Genomic DNA, 24161 nt, shown 5'->3' on the forward strand with positions numbered 1-24161 from the left:
AGGAATGACGATCACCCCGCGTTGGCGCATCGTGGTTGGAATCGGCGTGATGGCCGCCTTCTGTGGCGGAGTGCGTCCGGGATCCGCCCAGTCGCTGGTCGAGGCCGCGCGTCAGGAAGCGGCACGCCGGAAGGCCGTCAAAGGCCCGGCCAAGGTTTATACGAACGACAATCTCGTCCAGGTTCCGGGAGAAACGATTCCAACGCCTCCCGGGCCGGCACCTGTCACGCCAAAGCCCGCAGACGACCCGTTGGCGAAACCGGCCGCAGGTGCCGCGGCGGCCACCGGCGCTTCAGCGGCGACGCCGCCAGGTGACGTCGCGACGACCCCGGAGTACTGGCGCAAACGGATCGGCGATGTTCGAGACCAGATCGATCGGAACAAGGTGTACCTCGATTCACTCCAGAGCCGGATCAACGGGTTGTGGGCCGACTTCACCTCGCGCGACGACCCGGCCCAGCGCGCCGTGATTGCCGGCGAGCGCCAGCGAGCCTTGAATGAGCTGGACCGGCTCACGAAGGAACAGCAGGACCTCCAGAACAAGGCGGCGGCGATCGAAGAAGAGGCTCGGCGGGCTGGTGTTCCCCCGGGCTGGCTGCGCTAAGAAGAGCCCTCGGCCGTTTCGGCCAGACCGACAGCGCTCAGCGCCCGCATCAGTTCGTCGTCACCGACATCTTCGACGATCGTGGCCCTTCCGATTGTGGAGGGAAGGACCATGTGCAGGCGTCCCTCGTGGACCTTCTTGTCCCGCCGCATAAGCTCGATTGTCTGGGGAGCCGAGAGATCTCCAAGTGGAGGCAGCGGCCCGAGCTGCGCGATCATGCTCGCCAGTGCGTCCCGATCATCGGCGCGCATCAGCCCTCGCGCGACCGCCAGTTCGGCGGCGACCAGCATGCCGTACGCCACCGCCTCTCCGTGGAGGAAGCGCTGGTAGCGGGTCAGCGACTCGAACGCATGTCCCGCCGTGTGACCGAAATTCAGCAGTCTGCGGGGGCCGGCCTCGCGTTCGTCGCCTCCGACAATCTCCGCCTTGATCCGGCAGCAGTCCGCAATGACGGGAATCAGCGTGGCGACGTCGCGTTTTGAGATCGGGCCGAGACCTCCCTGCAGCTGAACGAACAGGTTCGGGCTGCACGCGACGCCGTACTTGATGATCTCGTAGATCCCTGCGCGAAACTCCCGGCGCGGCAATGTCCGCAGCGTATCCAGATCGGTCACCACGAGCGCCGGCTGATGGAAGGCGCCCACGAGGTTCTTGCCGCCGGCCAGGTTGACGCCGACCTTGCCGCCGACCGACGCATCCACCTGGGCCAGCAGCGTCGTCGGTACATGCACCAGCGTGATACCGCGCATGTAGGTGGCCGCCGCGAAACCGCCGATGTCGCCGACGACCCCGCCGCCGACCGTGATGAGCGCCGAGGACCGATCCGCGCCGGCCCGCTGCAGTGTCTCGTAGATCCGTGCCACCGTCGGCAGGATCTTGAATCGCTCACCGTCGGGCACCATGATCGCTTCGGCGCCAGGCAGCGCCTCGCGAACCGCGTCGCCCCAGAAGCGCCAGACGGTCTGATTCGACACCACGAACCGGCGGGTCCCGCACCCGGCTTCGTCCAGTGCGTGCCGCAGCTGCGGGAGCAGGCCCGATCCCACCAGCACGGGGTACGAACGCGACGGAGTCACGACATCGATGCGAATCGGTGATGGCATAGCTACGAAAGGCGCGTCCTCGGAGTGTCCCGGGCACCGCGCGGTCAATGGTAGGATAACATCTGCAGTTGACGCCGACGAAGGAAGCGCATTCCCGACCCGTCATTCCGGCGTACGCCGGAATCCGGGGTGCCGAATACGCGTTTCGCTCCGCACGATGATGTGCATGCAGCTCTCTAGCAGGATCAACAAAGATGGCCGAGAAAGACGACAACAAGGAACAGCTCATCACCGCGATTACGCCACAGTCTGAGGATTTCTCCAGGTGGTACACGGATCTGGTCCGTCGTGCCGAGTTGGCCGACTACTCGCCGGTCAAGGGCTGCATGGTGATCAGGCCGTACGGCTACGCCATCTGGGAGTTCATCCAGCGCGGGCTGGACGATCGCATCAAGGCCACGGGCCACGTCAACGCGTATTTCCCGCTGCTGATTCCCAAGAGCCTCCTGATGAAGGAGGCGGAGCACGTCGAGGGGTTTGCCCCGCAGGTGGCTTGGGTGACGAAAGGCGGCACCGAGGAGCTCGACGAACCGCTGTTGCTGCGCCCGACGTCTGAAGCGATCATCGGGACGATGTACGCCAAGTGGATCCAGTCGTGGCGTGACCTGCCCGTGTTGATCAACCAGTGGGCCAACATCATTCGCTGGGAGAAGGTGACGCGCCTGTTCCTGCGCACCACCGAGTTCTTGTGGCAGGAAGGCCACACGGCGCACGAGACGGCGGAAGAGGCCGAAGAAGAGACGCTGAAGATTCTGGCGCTGTACAAAGAGTTCTGCGAAACCGAACTGGCGATGCCAGTCGTGGCTGGCCGCAAGTCAAACAGCGAGAAGTTCGCCGGGGCGTCGCGCACGTACTCGATCGAGGCGCTGATGGGCGACGGGCGTGCGCTGCAGGCCGGAACGTCTCACAACCTCGGCCAGAACTTCGCCAAGGCGTTCAACATTCAGTTTCAGGCGCGCGACAAGTCGCTGCAGTACATCTGGGGCACATCGTGGGGCATGACGACGCGGCTGATCGGCGCCGTCATCATGGTGCACGGCGACGAGACGGGCCTGGTGCTGCCGCCGCGCGTGGCGCCGTACCAGGTCGTCATTGTGCCGATCCCTCGCGGGAACTGGCGCGAGACCGTCCTGCCGCGGGCGCAGGAGATCAAGGCCGCGCTGGTCGCCGGCGGGATGCGCGTGATGCTCGATGACCGCGACGCCTACACGCCAGGCTGGAAGTTCTCCGAGTGGGAACTGCGCGGCGTGCCGGTGCGGCTCGAAATCGGGCCGAAGGACATCGAGAAGCACCAGGTGATGCTCGCCCGGCGCGACACACGCGAGAAGATTCCGACGCCGATGGACGGACTGACCGGCCGCGTCAAGGACCTGCTCGACGCGATCCAGCAGAACCTGTTCGATCGGGCGCTGGCGTTCCAGCGCGATCACACGACCGAAACGTCCTCGTACGACGAGTTCAAGCAGATCATGGACGGCCGTCCCGGCTTTGTCGTGTCGCCGTGGTGCGGCACCGACGCGTGCGAGGCGGAAATCAAGACGGAGACTCAGGCCACGATACGCAATTTGCCGATGGAGGGCGGGCCGGCGGGTGGCACGTGCATCAAGTGCGGCAAGCCGGCGGTGGCGGACGCCCGGTTCGCGAAAGCGTACTAAGAAAACACTTGAGCGCCCGCGTCAGGCCACGCTTTCAGCATCTTCTTCACGGCCGCGTGCCGTCGGGTCAACCCTTCTCGGGCGACGATGGCGCGGCCCGCGTCCACCAGGCCGTCACGGCTCCGGTGATCCCGTGTCTCAATGTCGATGGGCATCCGGGCGATCGCGGCCACGATGGGTTCGAGACACGTCGCGTCACCCACCAGGCGCAGCGCCGCCACGAAATCGTCGGATAGTGGGGCGTTGGCCTGGGCCAGCGATTCGCGCAGGTCGTAGATCGCGACGCGGCTGCCTCGAGTTGCCAGCGCCAGGTGGATCACGCCGCGCACCGCGCGCCATTCATCGCCGTCTGCCGCCGATGGCGCCTGCTGTTCCCGCGCGCGGGCCGTCTCGACCAGGCGGTGCAGCGTCGAGAGTGACGCGTCGCCCCCGGCGGCCTGCACCCACCGTCTCAACGCCGCGGGATCGGCGGGCTGACCGTCGGCCACCAGGTCAAGCCGCGCCAGTTGATCGTCTGGCTTCGTCTCGTCTGAGGCGCCCTGAACTCCGGCGCGGCGCCGGATCGCTTCGTCCGGATCAGCCTCGAGCCACTTCCGGATGGGCGCAATCAGCCGGGCGGGCAGGCGCTCGAGCTCGGCGAGGGCCTCGAGGCGGAGGGCCTGCCGGTACGCCGGATCCAGCACAATCGCACTCAGCGCGTCGAGGGCGCGATCGGATTCCGCCGCGTCAAGGTGGCTGCCGAGCAATCGAACGGCTGCCGAGGCGACCTTGGGGTCGGTGGCGCGCGAGTGCAGCACCCCGAGCGCCGCATCGACCGATCGCCTGTCGCCAGAGGCTTCGAGCGCCTTCAACACGAGCGCCCGCGCCACCGGAGAGGTCGTCGAATCCAGCGCATCGAGCAGATGCGGCACCGCGCGGACACCCGCCACGCTGAGGCGGGCCAGCGCGGCCTCCCGCGCCAGGGGGTCGGCGTCGCTCAAATGTGCGAGAACCTGTCGGATCTCCGAAGCGGCCGACTTGCGAATCGTCACCCTACTCCTCTTCGGTCGCCTCGACCTTCCGCTTCTTCCCGAACACCCAGGCGATGATGATGCTGATGAGGTAGAGCCCGATCATGGGAGCGGCCATCAGCGTCTGCGTCATCATGTCGCCGCTCGGCGTGATGACCGCCGCGACGATGAAGATGATGAGGATGGCGTACTTGAGATTGCGCCACAGGAAGCCCGGAGTGGCCAGGCCCATGCGTGCCAGCAGAAAGACGACCGCGGGCATCTCGAAGATGATGCCCATGGCGAGCAGCATCACCGAGTACAGCGAGAAGACCGCCTCGATCTTCGGCATGAACAGCATGTACTCGGGCTTGAAGTTGGACAGGAATGCCCACGCCCACGGAAAGACGAAGTAGTGCGAGAAGGCCGCGCCGGCCACGAAACACACCGACGCCAGGAAGACGAAGGGTATCGCGAAGCGCTTCTCCTTCGAGTAGAGTCCAGGCGCGACAAACAGCCACAGCTGCCACGTAATCGCGGGCGCGGAGATGACGACGCCGGCCAGCAACGCGATCTTCATGTACAGCATGAAGGCCTCGGTCGGCTCGGTGGCGATCAGGCTCGATCCCTTCGGCATCGCGCTGGCGAGCGGCAGCATGATGAAGTCGAAGATGCGGTTGATGAAGAGGAACGCGATGGCCACACCCACGGCCAGGGCGATCGCCGACACGGTCAGCCGTTTCCGGAGTTCGTCCAGATGTTCGAGAAACGACATCTTCCCGGCGCCGTCATCGTCGGCCTCATCCGGATAATCCGGATCAACCGGCGCGAGCAGGGCAGAGCGGGGCGGGCCGATCTCGGTCGGCGGGTGACGGCGAAATGGCAGGTCCATCGATCGGCGCTAGGGCGATCTACGAGATCTGGCCGGACGTCGGCCCAGACGGTGGCGTCACGTGCTCGGCGGGAGGGACCTGCCTCGCGGTGGACGTCGCTTTTCCCTCCTCGACTCGGATTTCCTCTTCGAGCGTATTCTTCAGATCATTCGAAGCACGCTTGAACTCGGCGATGCTCTTACCGAGCGATCGGCCGAGCTCGGGCAGCTTCCGCGGTCCGAAGATGATCAGCGCGATGACCAGGATGACGATCAACTCCGGCATGCCGATGGGACCCATGACAACTCCAATGGGTTCCTGCGCCGCATGCCCGGCCTCGGGTGGCCAGCGTCTGACCGTCCGAACCCCACGGGTCACGGGAATGAGGATCGCAAGAGCACCAACTCAATTATAGGAACCCTGGCACCGAACGGTCAAGGAGGCGGCGCGGCTGGATCGAGGCGAACTCGTTGCCGCACCAGCAGTTATCTGGTACGATTTCCTCATGCGGACAACGCGACTGGTGGTGTTGGTGTTCTTGGTGCTCGTGGTGTCGGCCGTGGCGGGCGGCTGGGTGGGCCGATCCACGGTCGTGAGCCAGGAGCGGCTGCCCGAGCGCTATCGCGCCTACACGACCGCGGTTCGGCTCATCGAGACGACCTACGTCGAGAAGACGCCGGCCGATCGCGTGGTTTACAGTTCCATCGCCGGCATGCTGCAGACGCTGGATCCGCATTCCACGTTTCTCGATCCGCGCACGTATGCGCAGATGCAGGAACGGCAGGGCGGGCGGTACTTCGGTCTGGGGATCACGATCCAGACGATCGACGGCGACGTGACCGCGGTGGCTCTGTTCGAGGGCTCGCCCGCTTACAAGAAGGGCGTGCGCCGCGGGGACGTCATCGCCAAGGTCGACGGCGACAGCGCGAAGGGGTGGACCTCCGACCAGGCGGCCAAACGGATGCGCGGTCCCAGAGGCACGCTGGTGCACCTGTCGCTCAAGCGCCGGGGCTTCGACCAGTTGATCGAACTCGACGTGCCGCGCGACGAGATCAACATCCCGACCATTCCCGCCTCGTTCATGATTGATGAGACCACGGGGTACATCCGCCTGCAGGATTTCGCGCAGCAGACCGACAACGACCTGACCGCAACGCTCAAGGCGCTCACTGAGAAGGGCATGAAGCGGCTGATGCTCGACCTGCGCCTCAATCCCGGCGGGCCGCTGGATCAGGCCATCAAGGTGTCGAGCAAGTTCCTCCAGCCCGGCCAGATGGTCGTGTACACGCGCGGCCGCGTGCCGAATTCCGATCAGGACTTCCGCGCCGCCGACAAGAGCGAGTACACGGCGGTGCCGCTGATCGTGCTGACGAACCGCGGCAGCGCCAGCGCGGCGGAGATCGTGAGCGGTGCCCTGCAGGACCACGATCGCGGGCTCATCGTTGGCGAGACGACGTTCGGCAAGGCGCTCGTGCAGTCGGTCTACCGGATCAGCGAGGGAGCGGGCCTGGCGTTGACCACGGCGCGCTACTACACTCCGAGCGGACGGCTGATTCAGCGCCCGTGGGACGGCACATTTGACGAGTACCTCAACTACGGCATGAAAGACCAGAGTGTGGAGCGCGAACACCCGTCGGCGCAGTTGCGCTACACAGACTCCGGGCGCAAGGTGTACGGCGGCGGCGGCATCGAACCCGATCATCGTCTCGAGGGCCCGATCGAAGGATTCAACCCGTCGCGATTCGGACGATCGCTCTACGCGCGCCAGTCGTTTTCGTTCTACGCTCAGAAGTTTTCTGCGGTGGGCGACACGCGCATCGCCGCGGCATCCCACGACCGCAAGTCCGTGGCAAAGGATTTTGTCGTTGATGACGCCATGGTCGAGGATTTCCGCCAGTACCTGCAGGCCGAGCACGTCAAGATTGACGAAACCGCCTTTGCCCAGGATCTCGTGTTCATCAAGTCGATGATTCGCTACGAGATCGACCTCAACCTGTGGACCGTCAGCGACGCCCGGCGTCACCTGATTGCCACCGACCCTCAGGCACAACTCGCCCTGGGCCTCTTCCCGGAGGCCGAGCGGTTGGCCAGGATGGCCCACGCCAAGTCCACGCCTGGAGAGAAATAGCGGCCCGATGCGTTTGCAGCGTCTGGAAATCACCGGTTTCAAGTCCTTCTGTGACCGTTCCGAGCTGTCGTTCGACCGTGGCGTCACGGGGATCGTCGGCCCGAACGGCTGCGGCAAGAGCAACGTCGCTGATGCGATCGTGTGGGTGCTCGGCGAGCAGAGCGCCAAGAGCCTGCGCGGCGATCGCATGGAGGATGTGATCTTCGGCGGCAGCGACGCCCGCAAGCCGAACGCCGCGGCGGAGGTTCGCCTGATGCTGGCCGGCGTCCCGGTCCTGCCCGAGCGCGGGACGGGCACGACGCCAGATCTGGTCGATGACGAAGGACGGCCGATGGTGCGCGAGGTCGAGGTGACCCGCCGCCTGTACCGGTCTGGCGAGAGCGAGTATCTGATCAACGGCGAGATCGTGCGATTGCGGGACGTCCACGAATTGCTGATGGACACGGGGCTGGGGGCCAAGGCCTACGCGATTATCGAGCAGGGGAAGATCGGCCTCATCCTGAGTTCGCGACCGACAGACCGGCGTCAACTGATCGAGGAGGCGGCCGGCGTCACGAAGTACAAGGCTCGCCGCCGGGCGGCGGAACTGAAACTCGAAGCGTCACAGCAGAACCTGACGCGAATCGACGACATCGTTTTCGAGATCGAGAAGCAGCGCGGCGTGCTGAAGCGGCAGGCGGCCAAGGCCCGGCGCCACCAGCGGCTGCGCGACGAATTGCGGCGGTGGGAGAAGGTGCAGGTGGCGAGGCGCCAGCGCGTGCTGGCCCAGGCAATTCGGTCCGCCGAAGCGCGCATCGTCCAGATCAAAGAGGCCGAAGTCGGCGCTTCCGGACACCTGGCGCATCTGGAATCCGAACTTGAACGGTTTCGCCTCGAACTGGTGCAACTGGAGAGCGCGGCCCGCACTGCGCGCGACGCCGCGCATACCCACGAAGTCGAGATTGGGCGTCTCGAGCAGCGCATTCAGAACGACGAGGAGCAGGTTACGTCGCTCGGCCGGCGCGCGACCGACATCGCGGGGGAAATCGAGACGCTCGGCTTGCGGCGGGGACCGGCTTCCGAAGGGGCGGCCGCCAAACAGCAGGAAGCTGAACGCGCCGCACAGGACCGCGAGTCGGCCGCGGCCGCGCTCGCTGAGGCCAATCAGGCCCACGCCGCCGTCCAGGGCGTGCTTGAAGGCCTCGAAGCCGATGTCGAGGCGGCGCGAAGCGAGCAGTTCGCCGCCGCCAGTGCCGCGTCGGCGCTTCAGCACGCGATCGACAACGCCAGCAGCGCCAGTGAGCGCGTGTCGCGGGATATTGCCCGCTGGACCGCGGAAGTCTCCGATCTGGACGTCGAAGCGGCCCGGGCACAGGCCGACCACGACGGCGCCGCGACGTCGCTTGCCGGAGCCAGCCTCAGGCTGGATGCGGTCAACGGGGCACGCAGGGCCCGCGACGTCGAGTTGACTGGCCTGAAGGCAGAGCGGGAACGCGCGGGCCAGACGCTCCGCGACGCCGAGCAGGAACTGGCGGGCCTGGCGGCCCGACTCGATTCGCTCGAACGTTTCGAATCCGCCCGCACCGCCTACGGCGACGCCGCCCGACTCGTGCTGGCCGAGTCGGCGGGCGAGGTCCGTCATCTTGGTTCGGTGGCCGACTATCTCGACGTCAAGCCCGGCTTCGAGCACGCCGTGGAGGCGTGCCTGGGAGATACGCTGCAGTTCGTGGTCGTGCCCACCCATGAGGAGGCGGAGCGCGCCCTGGGTCTGGTCAGCACGAGAGGCGCCGGGCGTTGTGGGTTCGTGGTCGTCGATGGGGCACCGGCGATCCCGGCCGGACGAACGCCGGCAGAAGCGTTGCCAGGCCTGACGCCACTCGACGCGGTGGTCTCGGTGTCCGGGGCCTGTGCCGGAGCCCTGCGCCCGTTTGTCACCGGCGGTTGGATTGCCGAGACGTTTGCCGAGGCGGTCGCGGCGGCACGTCAGACCACCATGCCCGTCGCGACACGAGCCGGCGAGGTCTGTCGCGGCGCGAATCTGGTGTGGGGTGGGGCCGGACACCACGATCAGGGGGGCATCCTCCAGACCAAGGGCGACATCCGGCAGACCCGCGAACGCCTCGAGATCGAGCGCGCCCATGTGGCGAGGTCGGCATCGACACTTGCCGATGTCGATCGCCGCGCGGCAGAGGCGACGGCCGCGATTGACGCGATGTCTGACGAGGTCCACGTCTACGAGAAGGCGATCGTCGAATTCGAACTGCGAGTGGCGCAGGCGTCCGAGCAGGCCCAGCGCGTGGATCAGAAGCGATCGGTCGTGGCGCTCGACATTCGCCGCGGAGACGAAGAGATCGCCGGTCTCGAGGCGAGACAGGCGGAAGCCAGGCAGTCGGTGGCGCGTCTGGCCGACGAGCAGCGCCTGGTTGATGAGAAACTCGGCGCGGCCCAGCGCCGTCTGTTCGATGCACGCGACGAGTCACGACTGCGAGGCGAACTCGTCAGAGACGCGATGGCGGAACACGCACGGCTGGTCGAACGGGCGGCGACCGTCTCGCTCGAAGCCGGACGCCTCGAGGAAGCCTGCCGGGAAATCGAAGCCCGACTCCTGGCCAGACGCGAAGAGCAGCAGCAGATCGGCGGCGAACAGGATCGTCTCCGTCAGGAACTGGTCGAGGCTACGCGAGCCCTCGACATCGCGTTGGCGGCGCTGGACGCCGCGCGCGAGACGGTGCGGAGCGCCGACGACGCGGCGGGGCTCGTCCGGCAGCAGGGCGACCAGCAGGAATCGACCATCCGCGAGGCCAGGCGAGCGCTGGACGGGGTGCGGTCGTCGTTGTCAGAGGCCGAGATTGGGCGCGCCAAGGCCGAGAGCGACCTGACGCATCTCACGTCTCTCTGCGTCGAGACGCTCCAGACCGATCTCGCGTCGGTCGTGACCGAAGTCGAGCAACTGGAACGGGACGGGGAGGTGAGTCCCGACTGGCGGGCGATCTACGCCGACGAACCTGAGGACGAAACGGCGGAGGACGGCGAGCGGATCCAGGCGCCCGCCGACACGGGAGCGGCCCCCGTGGAGGGCACGCCGGTGGCAGAGCCGGCGCCGCGTGCGCTGACACCCGAAGACGCCATCACCGAACTCCGGCGCAAGATAGACAAGCTCGGCCCGGTCAACATGATGGCCATCGAGCAGTATGACGAACTCGAGTCGCGGCACTCGTTCCTCACGACGCAGCGGAAGGACCTGATCGATTCGATCGCCTCGACCGGCGAGGCCATCAAGAAGATCGACCACACGACCCGCGAACGGTTCCGCGAAGCGTTTCATGCGATCAATCTGCACTTCCAGGACATGTTCGTGTCATTGTTCGGCGGAGGCCGAGCCAGTCTGGCGCTGCTCGACGAAGACGACGTCCTCGAGAGCGGCATCGAGATCATCGCGCAGCCGCCGGGCAAGCGCCTCCAGAACGTCCAATTGCTGTCGGGCGGCGAGAAGGCGTTGACCGCGATCGCACTGATGTTCGCCATCTTCCGGTTCAAGCCAAGCCCGTTCTGCGTGCTCGACGAGATTGACGCGCCGCTCGACGACGCCAATACCGGCAGGTTCCTCGATCTTTTGAGGGTCATGCAGGCGCAGACCCAGTTCATCCTGATTACTCACAACCGGAAGACCATGGAGATTGCCGACCGGCTGTATGGCGTGACCATGGAGGAACCCGGCGTGTCGAAGCTGATCTCCGTCAAGCTCAACTGAATGGCAGGTTCGGGAACATCCGGATTGCGGGAGTCGTCAAAATTGGGTGGGGAGGGATCCATGCCGTACCTGCGCCAGATTCGACGAATGTGCTCGGCCGCGATCGTGATGGGAGCCGCCGCCAGCCTCGTGGCCTGCGACGTGGTCATCAACCAGATGGATGGGGAGTTCGGCGGCGGCAGGGCCAAAGCCGAACGGGTCTACGCCAAGACGTTCAAGCTCGATGGGCCCGCCGCGGCCCTCGAACTCGTGAATACGAACGGGCCGATCACGGTGGAAGCCGTCGATGGCGACACCGTCGATGTGAAGGCGACGATTACGGCCCGAGGCGCGACAGAGGAAGCCGCTAAGGAGTCTCTCAAGCAGGTCGAAATCAAGGAAGACGCGACGCCAGGCCGGCTCAGACTCGAGGCCAGGCATCCCCGCTCTCGCAACGCTGTCGGCGTCAAGTTCACGCTGCGCGTGCCGCGGTCCGTCAAGGTCAACCTGCAGAACGTGAACGGCGTGATTGAGGTCACCGGCATGATGGGCGGTGTGACGGCCGAAACCACGAACGGAGGCGTCAAGGCTCGTGGACTCGGGAATTCTGTGGACGTCTCCTCGACCAACGGCGGTCTCGACATCCAGATGGCCAGCCTTGGACCGGACGGCGTGAGGCTCGAAACAACAAACGGCGGGATCGAGCTCAGGCTTCCGGCTGGCGCCAAGGCGACAGTTGCCGCGCGGTGCGTGCACGGCGGCGTTTCCGTGACGGACCTGCCGTTCGAGAAGGACTCCGGCAGCAACTCGCGTCGCGTGGACGGCAAGATCAATGGGGGCGGCGCCTTGCTCAGACTCGAGACCGTCAACGGGGGCATTCGAGTAAGATTGGCCGGAGCTGGCGACGAGGAGAAGGCCAGGGACAGCCGCAAGTAGGCCGGCCCGGGGCTCCCTCGTTCTGACACGGCCCTGCGACGCATGAACGAGGATAAAGCCACACGATTCCATCGACTTCGTCGCCGCTCCGCCATCATAGCGGCGGCGTGGGCTGTCTCGCTGCTGGCGCTGCTGCTCGTGACGGGCGGGTCCCTCCGGTTGCGAGGCTGGGCTGCCGGGCTTCTGGGGCCGGGCGGGCCGCACCATTTGGCCGATTGGGCCACCACCCCGCTGAACGCGTCGGCCCTGCCCGATTTCGTGTTTGTGCCGACGGTGGCCTTTCTCTGCGCGCTCGCCGTTGCGCTCGCCCACGAGATCGTCGCCTTCCCGCTGGCGTTGTTCACCGGTTTTGTCCTCGAACGGCGGTACGGCCTGTCGCGCCAGACGGTCGGTGAGTGGGGTCGGGATCATCTCAAGGCCCTGGCGATTGGCCTGCTGTTCTGGGGACTCTCGGCCGGATTCGTCTATCTCACGTTGACGCTCTGGCGCGACGGATGGTGGCTCGTCGCGACGGCGGGGGCTGTCGTGGTCAGCGTCATCCTGACGTGGCTGGCACCAGTGGTGCTCATTCCGCTGTTCTTCAAGCTCAACCCGCTCCAGGACGACTCGCTGCGAAAGCGGCTGACGGCGTTGTGTCAGCGCGTCGGCACCGGAGCGACCGACATCTACGAATGGCGGCTCAGCGACAGGACGTCGCGCGCGAACGCGGCATTGACAGGATTCGGCCGGACACGACGGATCCTGCTGTCCGACACGCTGGTCAAAGATTACTCGGAGGACGAGATCGAGGTCATCCTCGCCCACGAGCTGTCTCATCACGTGTCCCGCGACCTCTGGTGGGCGCTCGGGCTCGAGGCGGTCTTCGTCGGTCTCGGCTTCTGGGCCGGCAACATCGTCCTCGGCCGATTGGTCCCGTGGCTCGGTCTCCTGGGCGAAGCCGACCCGGCGGGGCTGCCATTGCTGCTGTTGACGGCGATGTGCGTGTCGGCACTCTCGCTGCCTCTGCTGAATGCCATTTCGCGTTGGCGGGAGCGCCGCGCCGACCAGTTTGCGCTCGACACCACGCGCAGTCCCGCCGCGTTCATCACCGCGATGAAGCGGCTGGGTGCCTCCAACCTGGCGGAGGAGGCCCCTTCGACGTTCGCCCGCCTGTTCTTCTACACACATCCGCCGCTGAGCGACCGGCTGGCGTTTGCCCGCGCCTGGGCCGCCCGACAATCCACCGAGTCGTGATCGGATCGGAAAACTACCGGCGTTTCGCCTTCGCCCCCTCTATCGCGTCAAGGCGACGGCGGAATGACTGGCCGGAATGACGAATCCAGGGAGGGGCGATCCCCTCGGGTTGCCCTATTGCAGGGTGGACACGAGGATCGCCTCTATGGCCGGCGTGCGGAGACGATCAACTGGCCGCGCGTCTGCTTGCAGCCGGCGTCATCGCTTGTCAGGTTGCAGTAGAACGGGAATGTGCCGGCGCGATCGGCCCGGAACTCGAACGTGACGGGCTTGCCCGGCGACGCGCGCTTCGCGATGCGGTACTCGTCCACCGTGAAGCTGTGCGGCACGTCTTCGGCAACCAGCGTGACCTGGACGACATCGCCCTGTGCGACTTCGATTCGAGGGACGGAGAACTGGTACTTCCTGACCTTGATGACGAGTACGTGGCGAGCGGGTTCCTGAGCGTCGGCCGGCCGGGCCCCGCCGGCAATCACGGCGGCCGCCACGGCCAGAGGCACGATCAGAACTAAAATCCGGCGAGCCAGCACGTGCAGTGTCATCGGCAGCCTCCTCTCATTGAGACGCCCGGCGCGGTCACACGGCCGCAGTACCGATTCTACCGGTTGACAAGCCTTCCTACCGTCGGTCCCGTCCGCGCGGAGGCCCACCAGGCCGTCCGCCGCGTTCGCGATCGTGATGGCCCCCATGCCCCTGTTCGCGATCCGTTCGCGGCGGCGCGCTGCCATCCGACGGCGCCGGGGTCGGTTCTCCGCCATCCTCGGCGGCAGGCCCGCCCTCTTCCTCGAGCAGCGCCTTGCGGCTCAAGCGGATCTTCCCGGACGGATCAATGCTGATGACCTTGACCAGCAGTTGCTGGCCTTCCTCGAGCTCCTCGCGGACATCCTTGACTCGATGACGCGCGATTTCCGAGACGTGCAAAAGACCGTCGGTGCCGGCCATAATCTCGACGAACGCGCCAAAATCCGTGATGCGCTGGACCTTGCCCATGTACGTCTTGTTGAGTTCGGCCGTCGCCGTGAGCTCCTGGATGATCCCAATCGCTTTGCGGGCCGACGCGTCGTCGGCCGAGGCCACGTTCACCTGGCCGTCGTCTTCGACGTCGATCTTCACGCCGGTCCGCTCGATGATGCTCCGGATCATCTTGCCGCCCGGCCCGATGACGTCGCGGATCTTGTCAACCGGAATCCTGATCGTGACGATGCGCGGCGCGCACGAGGACACATCGGCGCGCGGCGCCGCCAGCGTCTGTCTCATCTTCTCGAGGATCTCGAGACGGCCCTTGCGCGCCTGCGCCAGCGCCGCGGTCATCACCGCGGTCGTGACGCCGGTGACCTTGATATCCATCTGCAGGGCCGTGACGCCTTCCGCCGTGCCGGCCACCTTGAAGTCCATGTCGCCGTAGTGATCCTCGGCGCCCGCGATGTCGGTCAACACGGCGTACTTACCGGTCGTCTCGTTCATGACGAGGCCCATCGCAATGCCCGCGACGGCCGCCTTGAGCGGCACGCCGGCATCCATCATCGACAGCGTCCCGCCGCACACGCTGGCCATCGACGAGGACCCGTTCGATTCGAGGATGTCGGAGACCACGCGAACCGTGTATGGGAACCTGTCCTCCGCCGGCATCATGGGCAGCAGCGCCCGCTCGGCCAGCGCGCCGTGCCCGATCTCGCGACGACCGGGACCGCGCATGAAGCCCACTTCACCGACCGAGAAGGGCGGGAAGTTGTAGTGCAGCATGAACCGCCGATAGGTCTCGCCGTCGACGGTCTCGATCTTCTGCTGGTCGTCCGAGGTGCCGAGCGTCGTGGTGACGAGCGCCTGGGTCTCGCCGCGCGTGAACACGGCCGATCCGTGCGTCCGGGGCAGCAGGCCGACTTCGCACCAGATCGGGCGAATCTCGTCGAACGCGCGACCGTCGAGCCGCAGCCCGCGTTCCAGAATCTCTTCCCGCAGGACCTTTTCCTTGAGTTCCTTGAAGATGACTTTGGCTTCGGTCTTCCGCTGGACTTCCTCTTCCGGAATCGACGCCACCAGGTCGTCGAGCACCTGGTCGACGCGCTCGTAACTCTCGAGCTTGCCCCGGACGTGCATGGCCTCGCTGAGCGGGACGAAGATCTGCTCTTCGACCTCGCGATAGAAGTCGGGGCCGATTGCCGGGGTCTCGACAGTCGCCTTGGGCTTGCCGCACACCTTCGCGAGCTCGTCGATCGCGTCCACCATTTCCTTGATGGCCGCGTGGGCCGCCTCGAGCGCCTTGACGATGTGCTCTTCGCTGATCTCCTTCGCGCCGGCCTCGACCATCACGATGCTGTCGCGCGTGCCGGCGACCACCAGATCGAGCAGGCTGCGCTTGCGCTGTTCGTAGGTCGGGTTGATGACCAGTGCGTCATCGACCATGCCCACGCGCACGCCGGCCAGGGTCTTCTGGAACGGAATGTCCGAGATTGCCAGCGCCGCCGAGGCGCCAGTCAGGGCCAGCACGTCCGGGTCGTAGTTCTTGTCGGCCGACAGCACCAGCGCGATGATCTGCGTCTCATAATGCCAGCCCGACGGGAACAGAGGCCGGAGCGGCCGGTCAATCACGCGGCTGGTCAGCACTTCCTTCTCGGTGGACTTGCCTTCGCGCTTGAAGAAACCGCCCGGAATCCGACCCGACGCGTACGTGTACTCCTTGTAGTCGACCGTGAGCGGCAGGAAGTCGATGCCGACGCGTTGGTTGGCGGCCTTGCACGCCGTGACCAGCACGACCGTGTCGCCGTAGCGGACGATGACCGAGCCATTCGCTTGCTTGGCGAGCCGGCCCGTTTCGATCGACAGCGTCTGGCCACCGAGCGTCAGTTCTTTCTTATGCATGATGTCTGTCTTTCTGCAAAGGAATCGTCAGTCCCGAAACCTGCCACCGTCGCGTACGGATCCCAGGCACGAGACGGCCGCCGACGGGAAACACCTGCCTGCCGGCCCGGCCACCTACTTGCGTATGCCAAGGCGCTGGATAATCGTCACGTACCGCGCGTTATCCTTGCCTCTGACGTAGTCCAGGAGGCGCCGACGGTGGCCGACCAGCATCAGCAGGCCGCGGCGCGAGTGATGGTCCTTAGCGTGGACCTTGAAGTGCTCGGTCAGGTAGTTGATGCGCTCGCTCAGGATCGCAATCTGGACTTCGGGGGAACCGGTGTCGCCGTCGTGCGTCTCAAACGACTTGATGAGATCGGTCTTTCGCTCTTTGGTCAGGGCCACGTCAGTTTCGCCTCCACGAACGGTCCAGATCCTCGTCTCCCGACTCGGCCCGGCACCGCCGTCACAGAATTTCCTGCACCTTCAAAAGGAATATGTTACATCACCACGACCGCCGGATGCAAAACCGGCCCCGGTGCCGGCTCCGCGATGGCCAGCAGGGCCCCGTCGGGTCCGACCAGCCTCACGCGATCGGGCCATGGTCGCCCGCTGGCCGCGTCGCGAAGCTCTGACGGTCCGATATTGCGCCCATGCCTCACGTATTGCACTCCGGCCTCGGTGACGACGACGGCCGGGAACTCTTGTAGCAGCGTGTCGAGGGGGATCATCCGCGTCAGCAGGGTCTCCCGCTGATCCGGCACAGCATCCAGCGTCACCGCCGAATCCAGGCCGAACGCTCCGCTTCGTGTCCGGCGAAGGCTCTCAACAGAGGCTCCCGTTCCCAGTGAGACGCCCATGTCGTGGGCGAGCGACCGGACGTAGAAGCCCGCTGAACACGTGAGACGGATGTCGACCAGGTCGCCCTCCATTCCCACGACCTCCGCCTGGTGGAGCGTGACAGCCGACGCCTGGAGCTCGACGGCGATCCCGCGCCGGGCCCGCTCATACGCCCGAACCCCCTCGGTCATCTTGGCCGAATACGCGGGCGGAACCTGCATCAGGGGGCCGACAAGACCTCTGAGTGTGGCGGCGACGGCCTCGGCTGATGGCCGAATACTTCCAGCGGGAGCCTCGAAGGTGACCGATCCGGTCACGTCGTAGGAATCAGTGGCGCGTCCCAGGCGAATCCTGGCGTCGTACTCCTTGTCGGCGCCAGAATAGAACTGGGCGAGGCGCGTGGCCTGCCCGACCACAAGCGGAAGCACACCCGTCGCAAACGGATCGAGCGTCCCGGTGTGTCCGATCTTCAGGTTTCGCAAAGTCCGTCGCACGACCGCGACGACGTCGTGCGAGGACATGCCGGCGGGCTTGTCGAGAACCAGCATGCCGCCACGGTCGGCTGTCTGTTTCGGGGCCGTCGGTCGCTCCACAGAAGAACCCAACTCTTGTTGCGGGTTGAAGCGATCCGTCACTGGCCTGGTTCGGCCGCCGGGAGGGGGGCCAACTCTGGCACGAGGCGTGCCAGCACGGTCTCGCGAACGTGGGGCAGATCGCCGGCAATCGTGCAGCCCGCCGCGTTCCGGTGCCCGCCGCCCGCGAAACTGCGCGCGACGGCCCCGACATCGACCCGGCCCTTTGAGCGGAAGCTGACGCGGTACGTGCCGTCTCCAGCCTGCTTGAAGAACGCGACGGCCTGAATGCGCTTCACGCTCAACGGAAGATTGATCAGTCCGTCGGTGTCCGCCGGTATCGCTCCGGCCGCCGCCAGCGTGGCATCGTCGACGTGCAGCAGGGCAAGGCGTCCGGATGCCTGCAGATCGAGCGACCTCAGCAGCGCGCCCTGCAGGCGCAGCCGGCCCAGCGTGTTGCTGTCGTACAGCCGCTCGGCAGTCAGGACCGGATCCGCACCGGCGGCGACCAGCCGGCCGGACATCGCGAAGGTCCGCGGCGAGACGCCCGGATAGCGGAAGGATCCCGTGTCCGTCACGATGGCGAGGAACAACTGCGTGGCCATCTCGGCGGTCAGCGGGGCACCCAGTGCGTCGATCAGCTCGAACACCATTTCGCCGACGGCCGCGTAGGTGGTATCGAACCAGCGCGTATCCCCGTAGCCAGAGTTGCCCTGGTGATGGTCGACGTTGATGACGACGCAGTGATCAAGCCCGCTGAGCCCGGTGCGCGAGAGATCGCCGCATTCGAGTACGACCAGCGCCTCGGTACCTGCCGGCACCGCCTCAGCCACCACGATGTCCGAGACTCCAGGGAACTCGGCCAGTGGCACCGGCACCGGGTCGTGGTTGATGACGCAGGCGTCCTTGTCGACGGCCCGCAGGGCGCTGGCCAGCGCGAGCGCCGATCCGATGGAATCACCATCGGGCCTCACGTGCGACGTGACCACGATCCGTTGATACCGGCGCAGTTGGTCACAGACGTCGCGACAGGGGGTGGCACTACTGCTCATGCGGGGGCTCGTCCTCTCGGGTCTCGGGTTCCCGGCTGGCTTCTTCCTCGTGAATCTGCTGGATCAGCTTCTCGATCCGGTCGTGCTGCTCGACCGACTGATCGAACCGGAACTCGATCTCCGGCATGCGGCGAAGCGTCAGCCGGCCCGCCAACTGATGCCTGACAAACGGCGTGGCCCGCTGGAGCGCCTTGGCCGTGTCCGCCCGCGCGGTCCCGCTGGTCATCGTCGTGTAGAACACGCGGGCGATCTGCAGATCAGCGGTCACCTGGACCTTGGTGATCGTGATGAGGCCGACCTTGGGATCATGCACTTCGCGGGCGACAATCTCGCTCGTTTCCGCGCGGATCTGGTCAGCGAGCCGATCGGGTCGAAATCCCTGGGCCATGCGGGTGTCTCGGGGGTCAGCGCGCCGGCACCGCTCGTCTACGCGGTCGCCAGCGGCGAGATCTTCTCAATCATGTAGACTTCGATCACGTCGCCGACCTTGATGTCGTTGAAGCGCTCGAAGCCGATTCCGCATTCGGCTCCCGACTTCACCTCGCTGACATCGTCCTTGAACCGGCGCAGCGATCCGATCTTGCCGTCGTGGACGACGACGTGATCGCGCACGAGGCGTGACTGCAAGTCTCCCGTGCGCGCCACGCGGCCCTCGACGACCATGCATCCCGCGATGGTGCCGAACTTGGGCACCTTGAACGTCTCGCGCACTTCGGCCGACCCGATGCGAACCTCGCGGAACGTCGGCTCGAGCAGACCCAGCATCGCTTTCTTGATCTCGTCGGTCACGTGATAAATGACCGAGTGCTGCCGGATCTCGACGGTTTCGCGCTCGGCCAGGTCGGCCGCGTTGCGGTCCGGCCTCACGTTGAAGCCGATGATGATGGCGTTGGAGGCCGCCGCCAGCAGCACGTCCGACTCGTTGATGGCGCCAGCTCCCGAGTGGATGATGCGGACCTTCACCTTGTCGTCGGACAGCTTGCCGAGCGTGTCTGACAGCACTTCGGCAGAGCCCTGCACGTCGGCCTTGACGACGATGGGGAGCTCCTTGATCGCCCCGTCGACGATCTGCTGCTTGAGCGATTCGAGCGTCAAACGCGACGACTTGGCGCCGAGGGCGCGATCCTTGGCCTGCGTCTGCCTGAAGGTCACCACCTGGCGCGCCTTGGCCTGATCCGCGATGACCTGGAACGTGTCGCCCGGCTGGGGCAATGCCGTCAGGCCCAGCACTTCAACAGGCGAGGACGGCCCGACCAGCTTGATCGGATGCCCGCGGTCGTCGAACAGCGCGCGGACCTTGCCGATGACCGAACCCGCAATCACCGTGTCACCCACCCGCAGGGTGCCGTTCTGGATGAGGACCGTGGCCACCGGGCCGCGGCCCTTGTCCAGCTTGGCTTCGAGCACCGCACCCTGGCCCGGGGCCTTGGGGTTGGCCTTCAGCTCCCCGATGTCGGTCACCAGCAGGATCATTTCCAGCAGCAGATCGATGTTCTGCCGCTTCTTGGCGGAGACCGGCACGGTGACGGTCTTTCCTCCCCACTGTTCGGGCATCAGGCCCAGGTCGGCCAGATCCTTCATCACCCGATCCGGGTTGGCGTCGGGCTTGTCGATCTTGTTGATGGCCACGATGATCGGCACGCCCGCCGCACGCGCGTGGTCGATGGCCTCGCGCGTCTGCGGCATGACGCCGTCGTCGGCGGCCACAACGAGGATGACGATATCGGTGACGCGGGCGCCGCGCGCTCGCATCAGGGTGAAGGCCTCGTGGCCCGGCGTGTCGAGGAACACCACCGGCCGGTTATTGACCACGACCTGGTAGGCGCCGATGTGCTGGGTGATACCGCCGGCCTCGCCCTCGGCGACTTTCGTCTCGCGGATTGCGTCCAGCAGCGTCGTCTTGCCATGGTCGACGTGGCCCATGACCGTCACCACCGGGGCGCGCGTCACCTGATCTTCGGGCTGGCTGTCCTCGGTGCTGACCTCGAGGACTTCTTCCTCGAAGCTGCGCATCTTGACCTCGGCGCCGGATTCGCGCGCCAGCGACGTCGCCATCTCGGTGTCGAGCGTCGTGTTGATGGTGACCATGATGCGCCGGTCGAGCAGTTTCTTGAGGATCTCCTTGGCGCGGATATCGAGCTTGTCGCTGAGATCCTTGACCGTCATCCCTTCGGCCAGGGTGATCGTGCGGGTTACTGGCGGCGGCGTCGACTCGATCGCTGCGGTCGGAGTCGACGTGTCCCGGCTGGGGCCGCGCCGGGCCATGCGTCCCCCTGGGCGTCCCATCGGTCGCCGCGGAGCCGGCCGGCCAACCACTGGCCTCGGAGGCGCCGTCGGCGCCCCAGGCCGCGCGCCGCCACTGGGCATGCCCGGCTGCTGCGTGCGCAGCGGCTGCGACGGCAGGGGCCGTGGGCCTCCCGTCACCGGCTGTCGGGTGCTGTACGGCGGTCTCACGGCCGGTCTGTCGGTTGTCGCCGCCCCTGGACGGGCGGCCATCGGGGCCTTCGGCGCGGCCGAAGGCGCAGGCGATTTCGCCGCTGGCGTCGCCGCGGTGCCTGTGGCCGCCGCAGGGCGTACTGGCAGCCGGGGCGGAAGCGGACGAGCGACGGGCTGAAGCGGAACGTGCTTGCGCGGTTCCTCGACCCTCAGTCGCAACGTGGACGGCACAAAACGGCCGACGGCCGGAGCCGGCGGCGGAACGGCTGGAGCAACGGGTTCCTCGACCACTGCGAGAACCGGCGCGTCTTCCTCGACAGGCTCGGCAGCGACCGGCGCAGGTTCCGGCTCGGCGGCCTGCACAGATTCGGACGCCGGTGCCTCATGGACCGGAACTGGCTCATGGACTGGCAAAGGTTCCAGGACGATCGGTTCGGGCTCGACCTCTGGCGCCGCAACAGGCTCGTACTCGACCACCGCCTCCGCTTCCGGCTCGACCGGCGCTTCGACCGGGTGCGGAACCTTGACGGTCTTCACCAGACGCGGCGGCGGCATCGACGGCTTCGGCGGTGGCGGCGGCGGCTCGACCTTCTTTGCCGTCCCGCCCTTCTTCACCTTGGACGCGGCGCCCTCGGCGAAGATGTCACCCTTTGGCAGCGTGATCCCCCGCGTGCGCGCCAGGCGCGACACGAACTGGTGGGCAACGATCTCTTCGACCGTGCTCGACGCACTCTTGAGCTCGATGCCGTGATCGCGCTTGAGCAGTGCGACGATTTCCTGGCTCGTGGTGCCGAGCAACTCCGCGATCTTGTAGATCCGAACAGTTGACAACGCTGACCTCGACCTAGTCTGTTAGCCGACTTGCCGGAGGTGCGAACCCGCACCTCAGCGCTTCGACTCGCAAGTATGGAGACGTCTTCTCGCCCGACTATCCGCTCAAAACGCTCGCTCAGCACTGAGTCCTGAAGGAATAAGTTCGTCGCCGAACTTATGACTCGAAGGACTCAGGATTCCGTACCGGATTCGACGCCGTCCGCGGGCGTCTCCGCAGCGGCACGCTCAACCTCCGCTCGAGCCGCGGCGACAACGGCATCAATCGTCTCGTCGTCGAGGCCAAGCACTGTCATGGCCGCCCGATCCGCCCCAACGACGGCCGCCGCCGATCGGTAGCCGCCCTGCCGAAGCGCGGCGATGACCTCGTCGTGAATATCCGGCAGAACCAGAACCCCTTCATCCGCGATCCCGGTTGCAGGTGCGGCCTCGCCCGCGCCTTCACTCTCGCCTTCACCCTCGCCCGGCACGGCGTCAAATCCCGTCAACTGGGCTTCGACCTCCTTGCGCTTCTCTTCATCACTCTTGATGTCGATGCGCCAGCCGGTCAGCTTCGCGGCCAGGCGGACGTTCTGGCCCTTCTTGCCGATGGCCAGCGACAACTGCTTGTCTTCGACCACGACTTCCATCACCTTCTCTTCATCATCGACGATGGTGACACGCTGGACCTTGGCGGGGCTGAGCGCGTTGGTGACGAAGTAGACGGGATCGTCGGACCAGTCGACAATGTCGATCTTCTCGCCGCGCAACTCGCGGATGATCGCCTGGACGCGCGTGCCCTTCATGCCGACGCACGCGCCCACCGGGTCGACATCGCGCTCGCGCGAATACACGGCCACCTTCGCCCGGTCGCCCGCTTCGCGCACGGCGCCCTTGATCACCACGGTGCCGTCATAGATTTCCGGGACCTCCTGCTCGAACAACTTGACGAGCAGGGCGGGGTCGGTGCGTGACAGCACGATCTGCGGCCCCTTCGTGCTGCGCGTCGCGGTCTTGATCACCGCGCGCACCCGATCGCCGGGCGCGTAACTCTCGGCCCTCGACTGTTCCTTGCGGGGCAGAATCGTCTCGATCCGGCCGATCTCCATGATGATGTCGCCGTTTTCGAAGCGCTTCACCATGCCGGTGACGACTTCGCCGATCCGATCGCTGTATTCGGCGAAGATGTTCTCGCGCTCGGCTTCGCGCACCTTCTGGAAGATGACCTGCTTGGCCGTCTGGGCGGCGATGCGCCCGAACTGATCGGTCGGCTTCGGGAACTCCATCTCGTCGCCCAGTTCCACGCTGGCGGCCACTTCTTCGCCGTACGCTTCGAGATACAGTTCGCGAGCCTCCGCGATCGAGATTTCGACGGCGGGCGTCTCGACCTGTTCCACTACCGTCCTGACGGCGACCAGTTCCACCTGGCCCGTCTCGCCGTTGAAGCGGGCCTTGAGATTCTCGCCGCCCCTGAACACCTTCCGCGACGCGGTCAGCACCGCATCCTCGATGGCCGCGATGACGACATCGGGCTCGATGCCACGCTCCTTGGCGAGGGCCTCAATGGTCTGCTGGACGGGGTTATTCGTGCCTGCCATGCTCAGAACTCCACTTCCAACCGCGCGCGCCCAATGATCCCCAACGGGATCCGCTGGACCCGGCCTTTAACATCCGCAACCAGCACCTCGTCGCCCTCCAGACCCTGGAGGCGGCCAGAGAGGTGCTTCTGGCCGTTCACCGCTTCGAGGAGCACCATCTTCGCCAGACATCCCGCGAAGCGCCTGTAGTCGTCCGCGCGTCGCAGCGGCCGATCCAGTCCGGCTGACGACACTTCAAGCGTGTACCGATGCCCGATGGTGTCCTCGACGTCGAGCAGCGCGCCGACCTCGTGGCTCACCTCCCGGCAATCGTCGATGGTCACACCACCGGCAAGGGCCGACCCCGCCCGTCCCGCGACCACCGCCGCGCCAGGCTTGTCCAGGAACAACCGCAGCACCCAGCCCTGCGTCTCACGCCGGAACTGGATGTCAAACACCTCCAGCCCGCGCGAGCGTGCAACACGCTCGGCGATGGCCCGGATATTCTCGAGGCGACTGGTCGCGGCTGTGGTGTCCACGTGATTTCCTGGCCCCTGAAACACAAAAAGTGGGTACCGAACCCACTTCAGCAGTCTCAGACGGGACTTCCAAAGCAGCTAAGTATATCACTCGCTGCCCTGGACCGGCAACGGCCGGACCACCAGGTCAGCCGTTTCGGAACCGAGGTGTTGCCGGGGCCGCAGCGGGCGATCGGCACAGACGACTGGCGCGTGCGGCGGCGGCGACGTCGCGAGCAGAGACACGTCGACCTGCGGGGCGGAGGGGATCGGGACGAAGCGGGTCGAG

At 66.1% G+C, this 24161-nt stretch carries 20 protein-coding genes; 6 read left to right on the plus strand and 14 right to left on the minus strand.

Translation table 11 applies throughout. The features are described from left to right. The first annotated feature begins 4 nt into the window (after positions 1 to 4). The gene (locus NTV05_00870; protein MCX6542946.1) at positions 5 to 604 is read left to right on the plus strand and encodes a hypothetical protein; all 600 of its coding nucleotides are present in this window, start codon (positions 5 to 7) and stop codon (positions 602 to 604) included. Here NTV05_00870 and aroB read toward each other — a convergent pair. Beyond that, on the minus strand, positions 601 to 1707 hold the full coding sequence (gene aroB / locus NTV05_00875; protein MCX6542947.1) for a 3-dehydroquinate synthase: 1107 nt from the start codon (positions 1705 to 1707) through the stop codon (positions 601 to 603). The genes NTV05_00870 and aroB overlap by 4 nt on opposite strands. A 194-nt stretch (positions 1708 to 1901) precedes the next feature. Between aroB and proS the strand changes: the two genes are divergently transcribed. After that, positions 1902 to 3362: a proline--tRNA ligase gene (gene proS, locus NTV05_00880; protein ID MCX6542948.1), complete on the plus strand. Its 1461-nt coding sequence runs from the start codon at positions 1902 to 1904 to the stop codon at positions 3360 to 3362. Here proS and NTV05_00885 read toward each other — a convergent pair. Genes NTV05_00885 through tatA form a run of 3 tightly spaced genes read right to left on the minus strand, consistent with a single transcriptional unit; the run spans position 3359 to position 5523 of the window. Beyond that, on the minus strand, positions 3359 to 4393 hold the full coding sequence (locus tag NTV05_00885) for a hypothetical protein (protein MCX6542949.1): 1035 nt from the start codon (positions 4391 to 4393) through the stop codon (positions 3359 to 3361). The genes proS and NTV05_00885 overlap by 4 nt on opposite strands. A gap of 1 nt (position 4394) precedes the next feature. Next, the gene (tatC, locus tag NTV05_00890) at positions 4395 to 5243 is read right to left on the minus strand and encodes a twin-arginine translocase subunit TatC (GenBank protein MCX6542950.1); all 849 of its coding nucleotides are present in this window, start codon (positions 5241 to 5243) and stop codon (positions 4395 to 4397) included. Positions 5244 to 5262: 19 nt separating this feature from the next. Further along, a complete protein-coding gene (gene tatA / locus NTV05_00895; protein MCX6542951.1) occupies positions 5263 to 5523 on the minus strand; it encodes a twin-arginine translocase TatA/TatE family subunit in 261 nt (86 codons plus the stop codon). A 205-nt stretch (positions 5524 to 5728) separates the two neighbouring features. Between tatA and NTV05_00900 the strand changes: the two genes are divergently transcribed. Genes NTV05_00900 through NTV05_00915 form a run of 4 tightly spaced genes read left to right on the plus strand, consistent with a single transcriptional unit; the run spans position 5729 to position 13229 of the window. After that, positions 5729 to 7351: a S41 family peptidase gene (locus NTV05_00900; protein ID MCX6542952.1), complete on the plus strand. Its 1623-nt coding sequence runs from the start codon at positions 5729 to 5731 to the stop codon at positions 7349 to 7351. 7 nt (positions 7352 to 7358) lie between these two features. After that, positions 7359 to 11081 (plus strand): chromosome segregation protein SMC, encoded by a 3723-nt coding sequence (gene smc, locus NTV05_00905; GenBank protein ID MCX6542953.1) that lies wholly within the window; start codon positions 7359 to 7361, stop codon positions 11079 to 11081. 60 nt (positions 11082 to 11141) lie between these two features. Then, positions 11142 to 11996: a DUF4097 family beta strand repeat-containing protein gene (locus NTV05_00910; GenBank protein ID MCX6542954.1), complete on the plus strand. Its 855-nt coding sequence runs from the start codon at positions 11142 to 11144 to the stop codon at positions 11994 to 11996. A gap of 42 nt (positions 11997 to 12038) precedes the next feature. Then, positions 12039 to 13229, plus strand: a complete 1191-nt coding sequence (locus tag NTV05_00915) for a M48 family metalloprotease (protein MCX6542955.1) — start codon at positions 12039 to 12041, stop codon at positions 13227 to 13229. Between the two features lie 143 nt (positions 13230 to 13372). Here NTV05_00915 and NTV05_00920 read toward each other — a convergent pair whose 3' ends face one another. From NTV05_00920 to NTV05_00965, 10 genes are all read right to left on the minus strand, one after another. Beyond that, positions 13373 to 13771, minus strand: coding sequence for a cupredoxin domain-containing protein (locus NTV05_00920; protein ID MCX6542956.1), 399 nt, complete (start codon positions 13769 to 13771; stop codon positions 13373 to 13375). Between the two features lie 76 nt (positions 13772 to 13847). Continuing rightward, on the minus strand, positions 13848 to 16088 hold the full coding sequence (gene pnp, locus NTV05_00925) for a polyribonucleotide nucleotidyltransferase (GenBank protein MCX6542957.1): 2241 nt from the start codon (positions 16086 to 16088) through the stop codon (positions 13848 to 13850). Positions 16089 to 16202: 114 nt separating this feature from the next. Further along, positions 16203 to 16472: a 30S ribosomal protein S15 gene (rpsO, locus tag NTV05_00930; GenBank protein ID MCX6542958.1), complete on the minus strand. Its 270-nt coding sequence runs from the start codon at positions 16470 to 16472 to the stop codon at positions 16203 to 16205. 95 nt (positions 16473 to 16567) lie between these two features. Then, complete coding sequence (gene truB / locus NTV05_00935) at positions 16568 to 17500, minus strand: tRNA pseudouridine(55) synthase TruB (protein MCX6542959.1); 933 nt, start codon at positions 17498 to 17500, stop codon at positions 16568 to 16570. Positions 17501 to 17538: 38 nt separating this feature from the next. Continuing rightward, positions 17539 to 18531, minus strand: a complete 993-nt coding sequence (locus NTV05_00940; protein ID MCX6542960.1) for a bifunctional oligoribonuclease/PAP phosphatase NrnA — start codon at positions 18529 to 18531, stop codon at positions 17539 to 17541. Further along, entirely contained in the window at positions 18521 to 18919 is a 399-nt protein-coding gene (gene rbfA, locus NTV05_00945) for a 30S ribosome-binding factor RbfA (GenBank protein ID MCX6542961.1), read from the minus strand. Before rbfA ends, NTV05_00940 begins: the two co-directional genes overlap by 11 nt. 38 nt (positions 18920 to 18957) lie before the next feature. Next, the gene (gene infB, locus NTV05_00950) at positions 18958 to 21798 is read right to left on the minus strand and encodes a translation initiation factor IF-2 (protein ID MCX6542962.1); all 2841 of its coding nucleotides are present in this window, start codon (positions 21796 to 21798) and stop codon (positions 18958 to 18960) included. A 173-nt stretch (positions 21799 to 21971) separates the two neighbouring features. Next, positions 21972 to 23375 carry a transcription termination factor NusA gene (gene nusA / locus NTV05_00955; protein MCX6542963.1) on the minus strand — a complete coding sequence of 468 codons (1404 nt, stop codon included), beginning with the start codon at positions 23373 to 23375 and terminating at the stop codon, positions 21972 to 21974. A 2-nt stretch (positions 23376 to 23377) separates the two neighbouring features. Further along, positions 23378 to 23893, minus strand: coding sequence for a ribosome maturation factor RimP (locus NTV05_00960; protein ID MCX6542964.1), 516 nt, complete (start codon positions 23891 to 23893; stop codon positions 23378 to 23380). Between the two features lie 87 nt (positions 23894 to 23980). Beyond that, positions 23981 to 24161 (minus strand): hypothetical protein (locus NTV05_00965; protein MCX6542965.1); only part of this gene is annotated, 181 nt, incomplete at its 5' end.

This window comes from Acidobacteriota bacterium (genome assembly GCA_026393755.1).
Classification (GTDB): Bacteria; Acidobacteriota; Vicinamibacteria; order Vicinamibacterales; family JAKQTR01; genus JBAXOX01.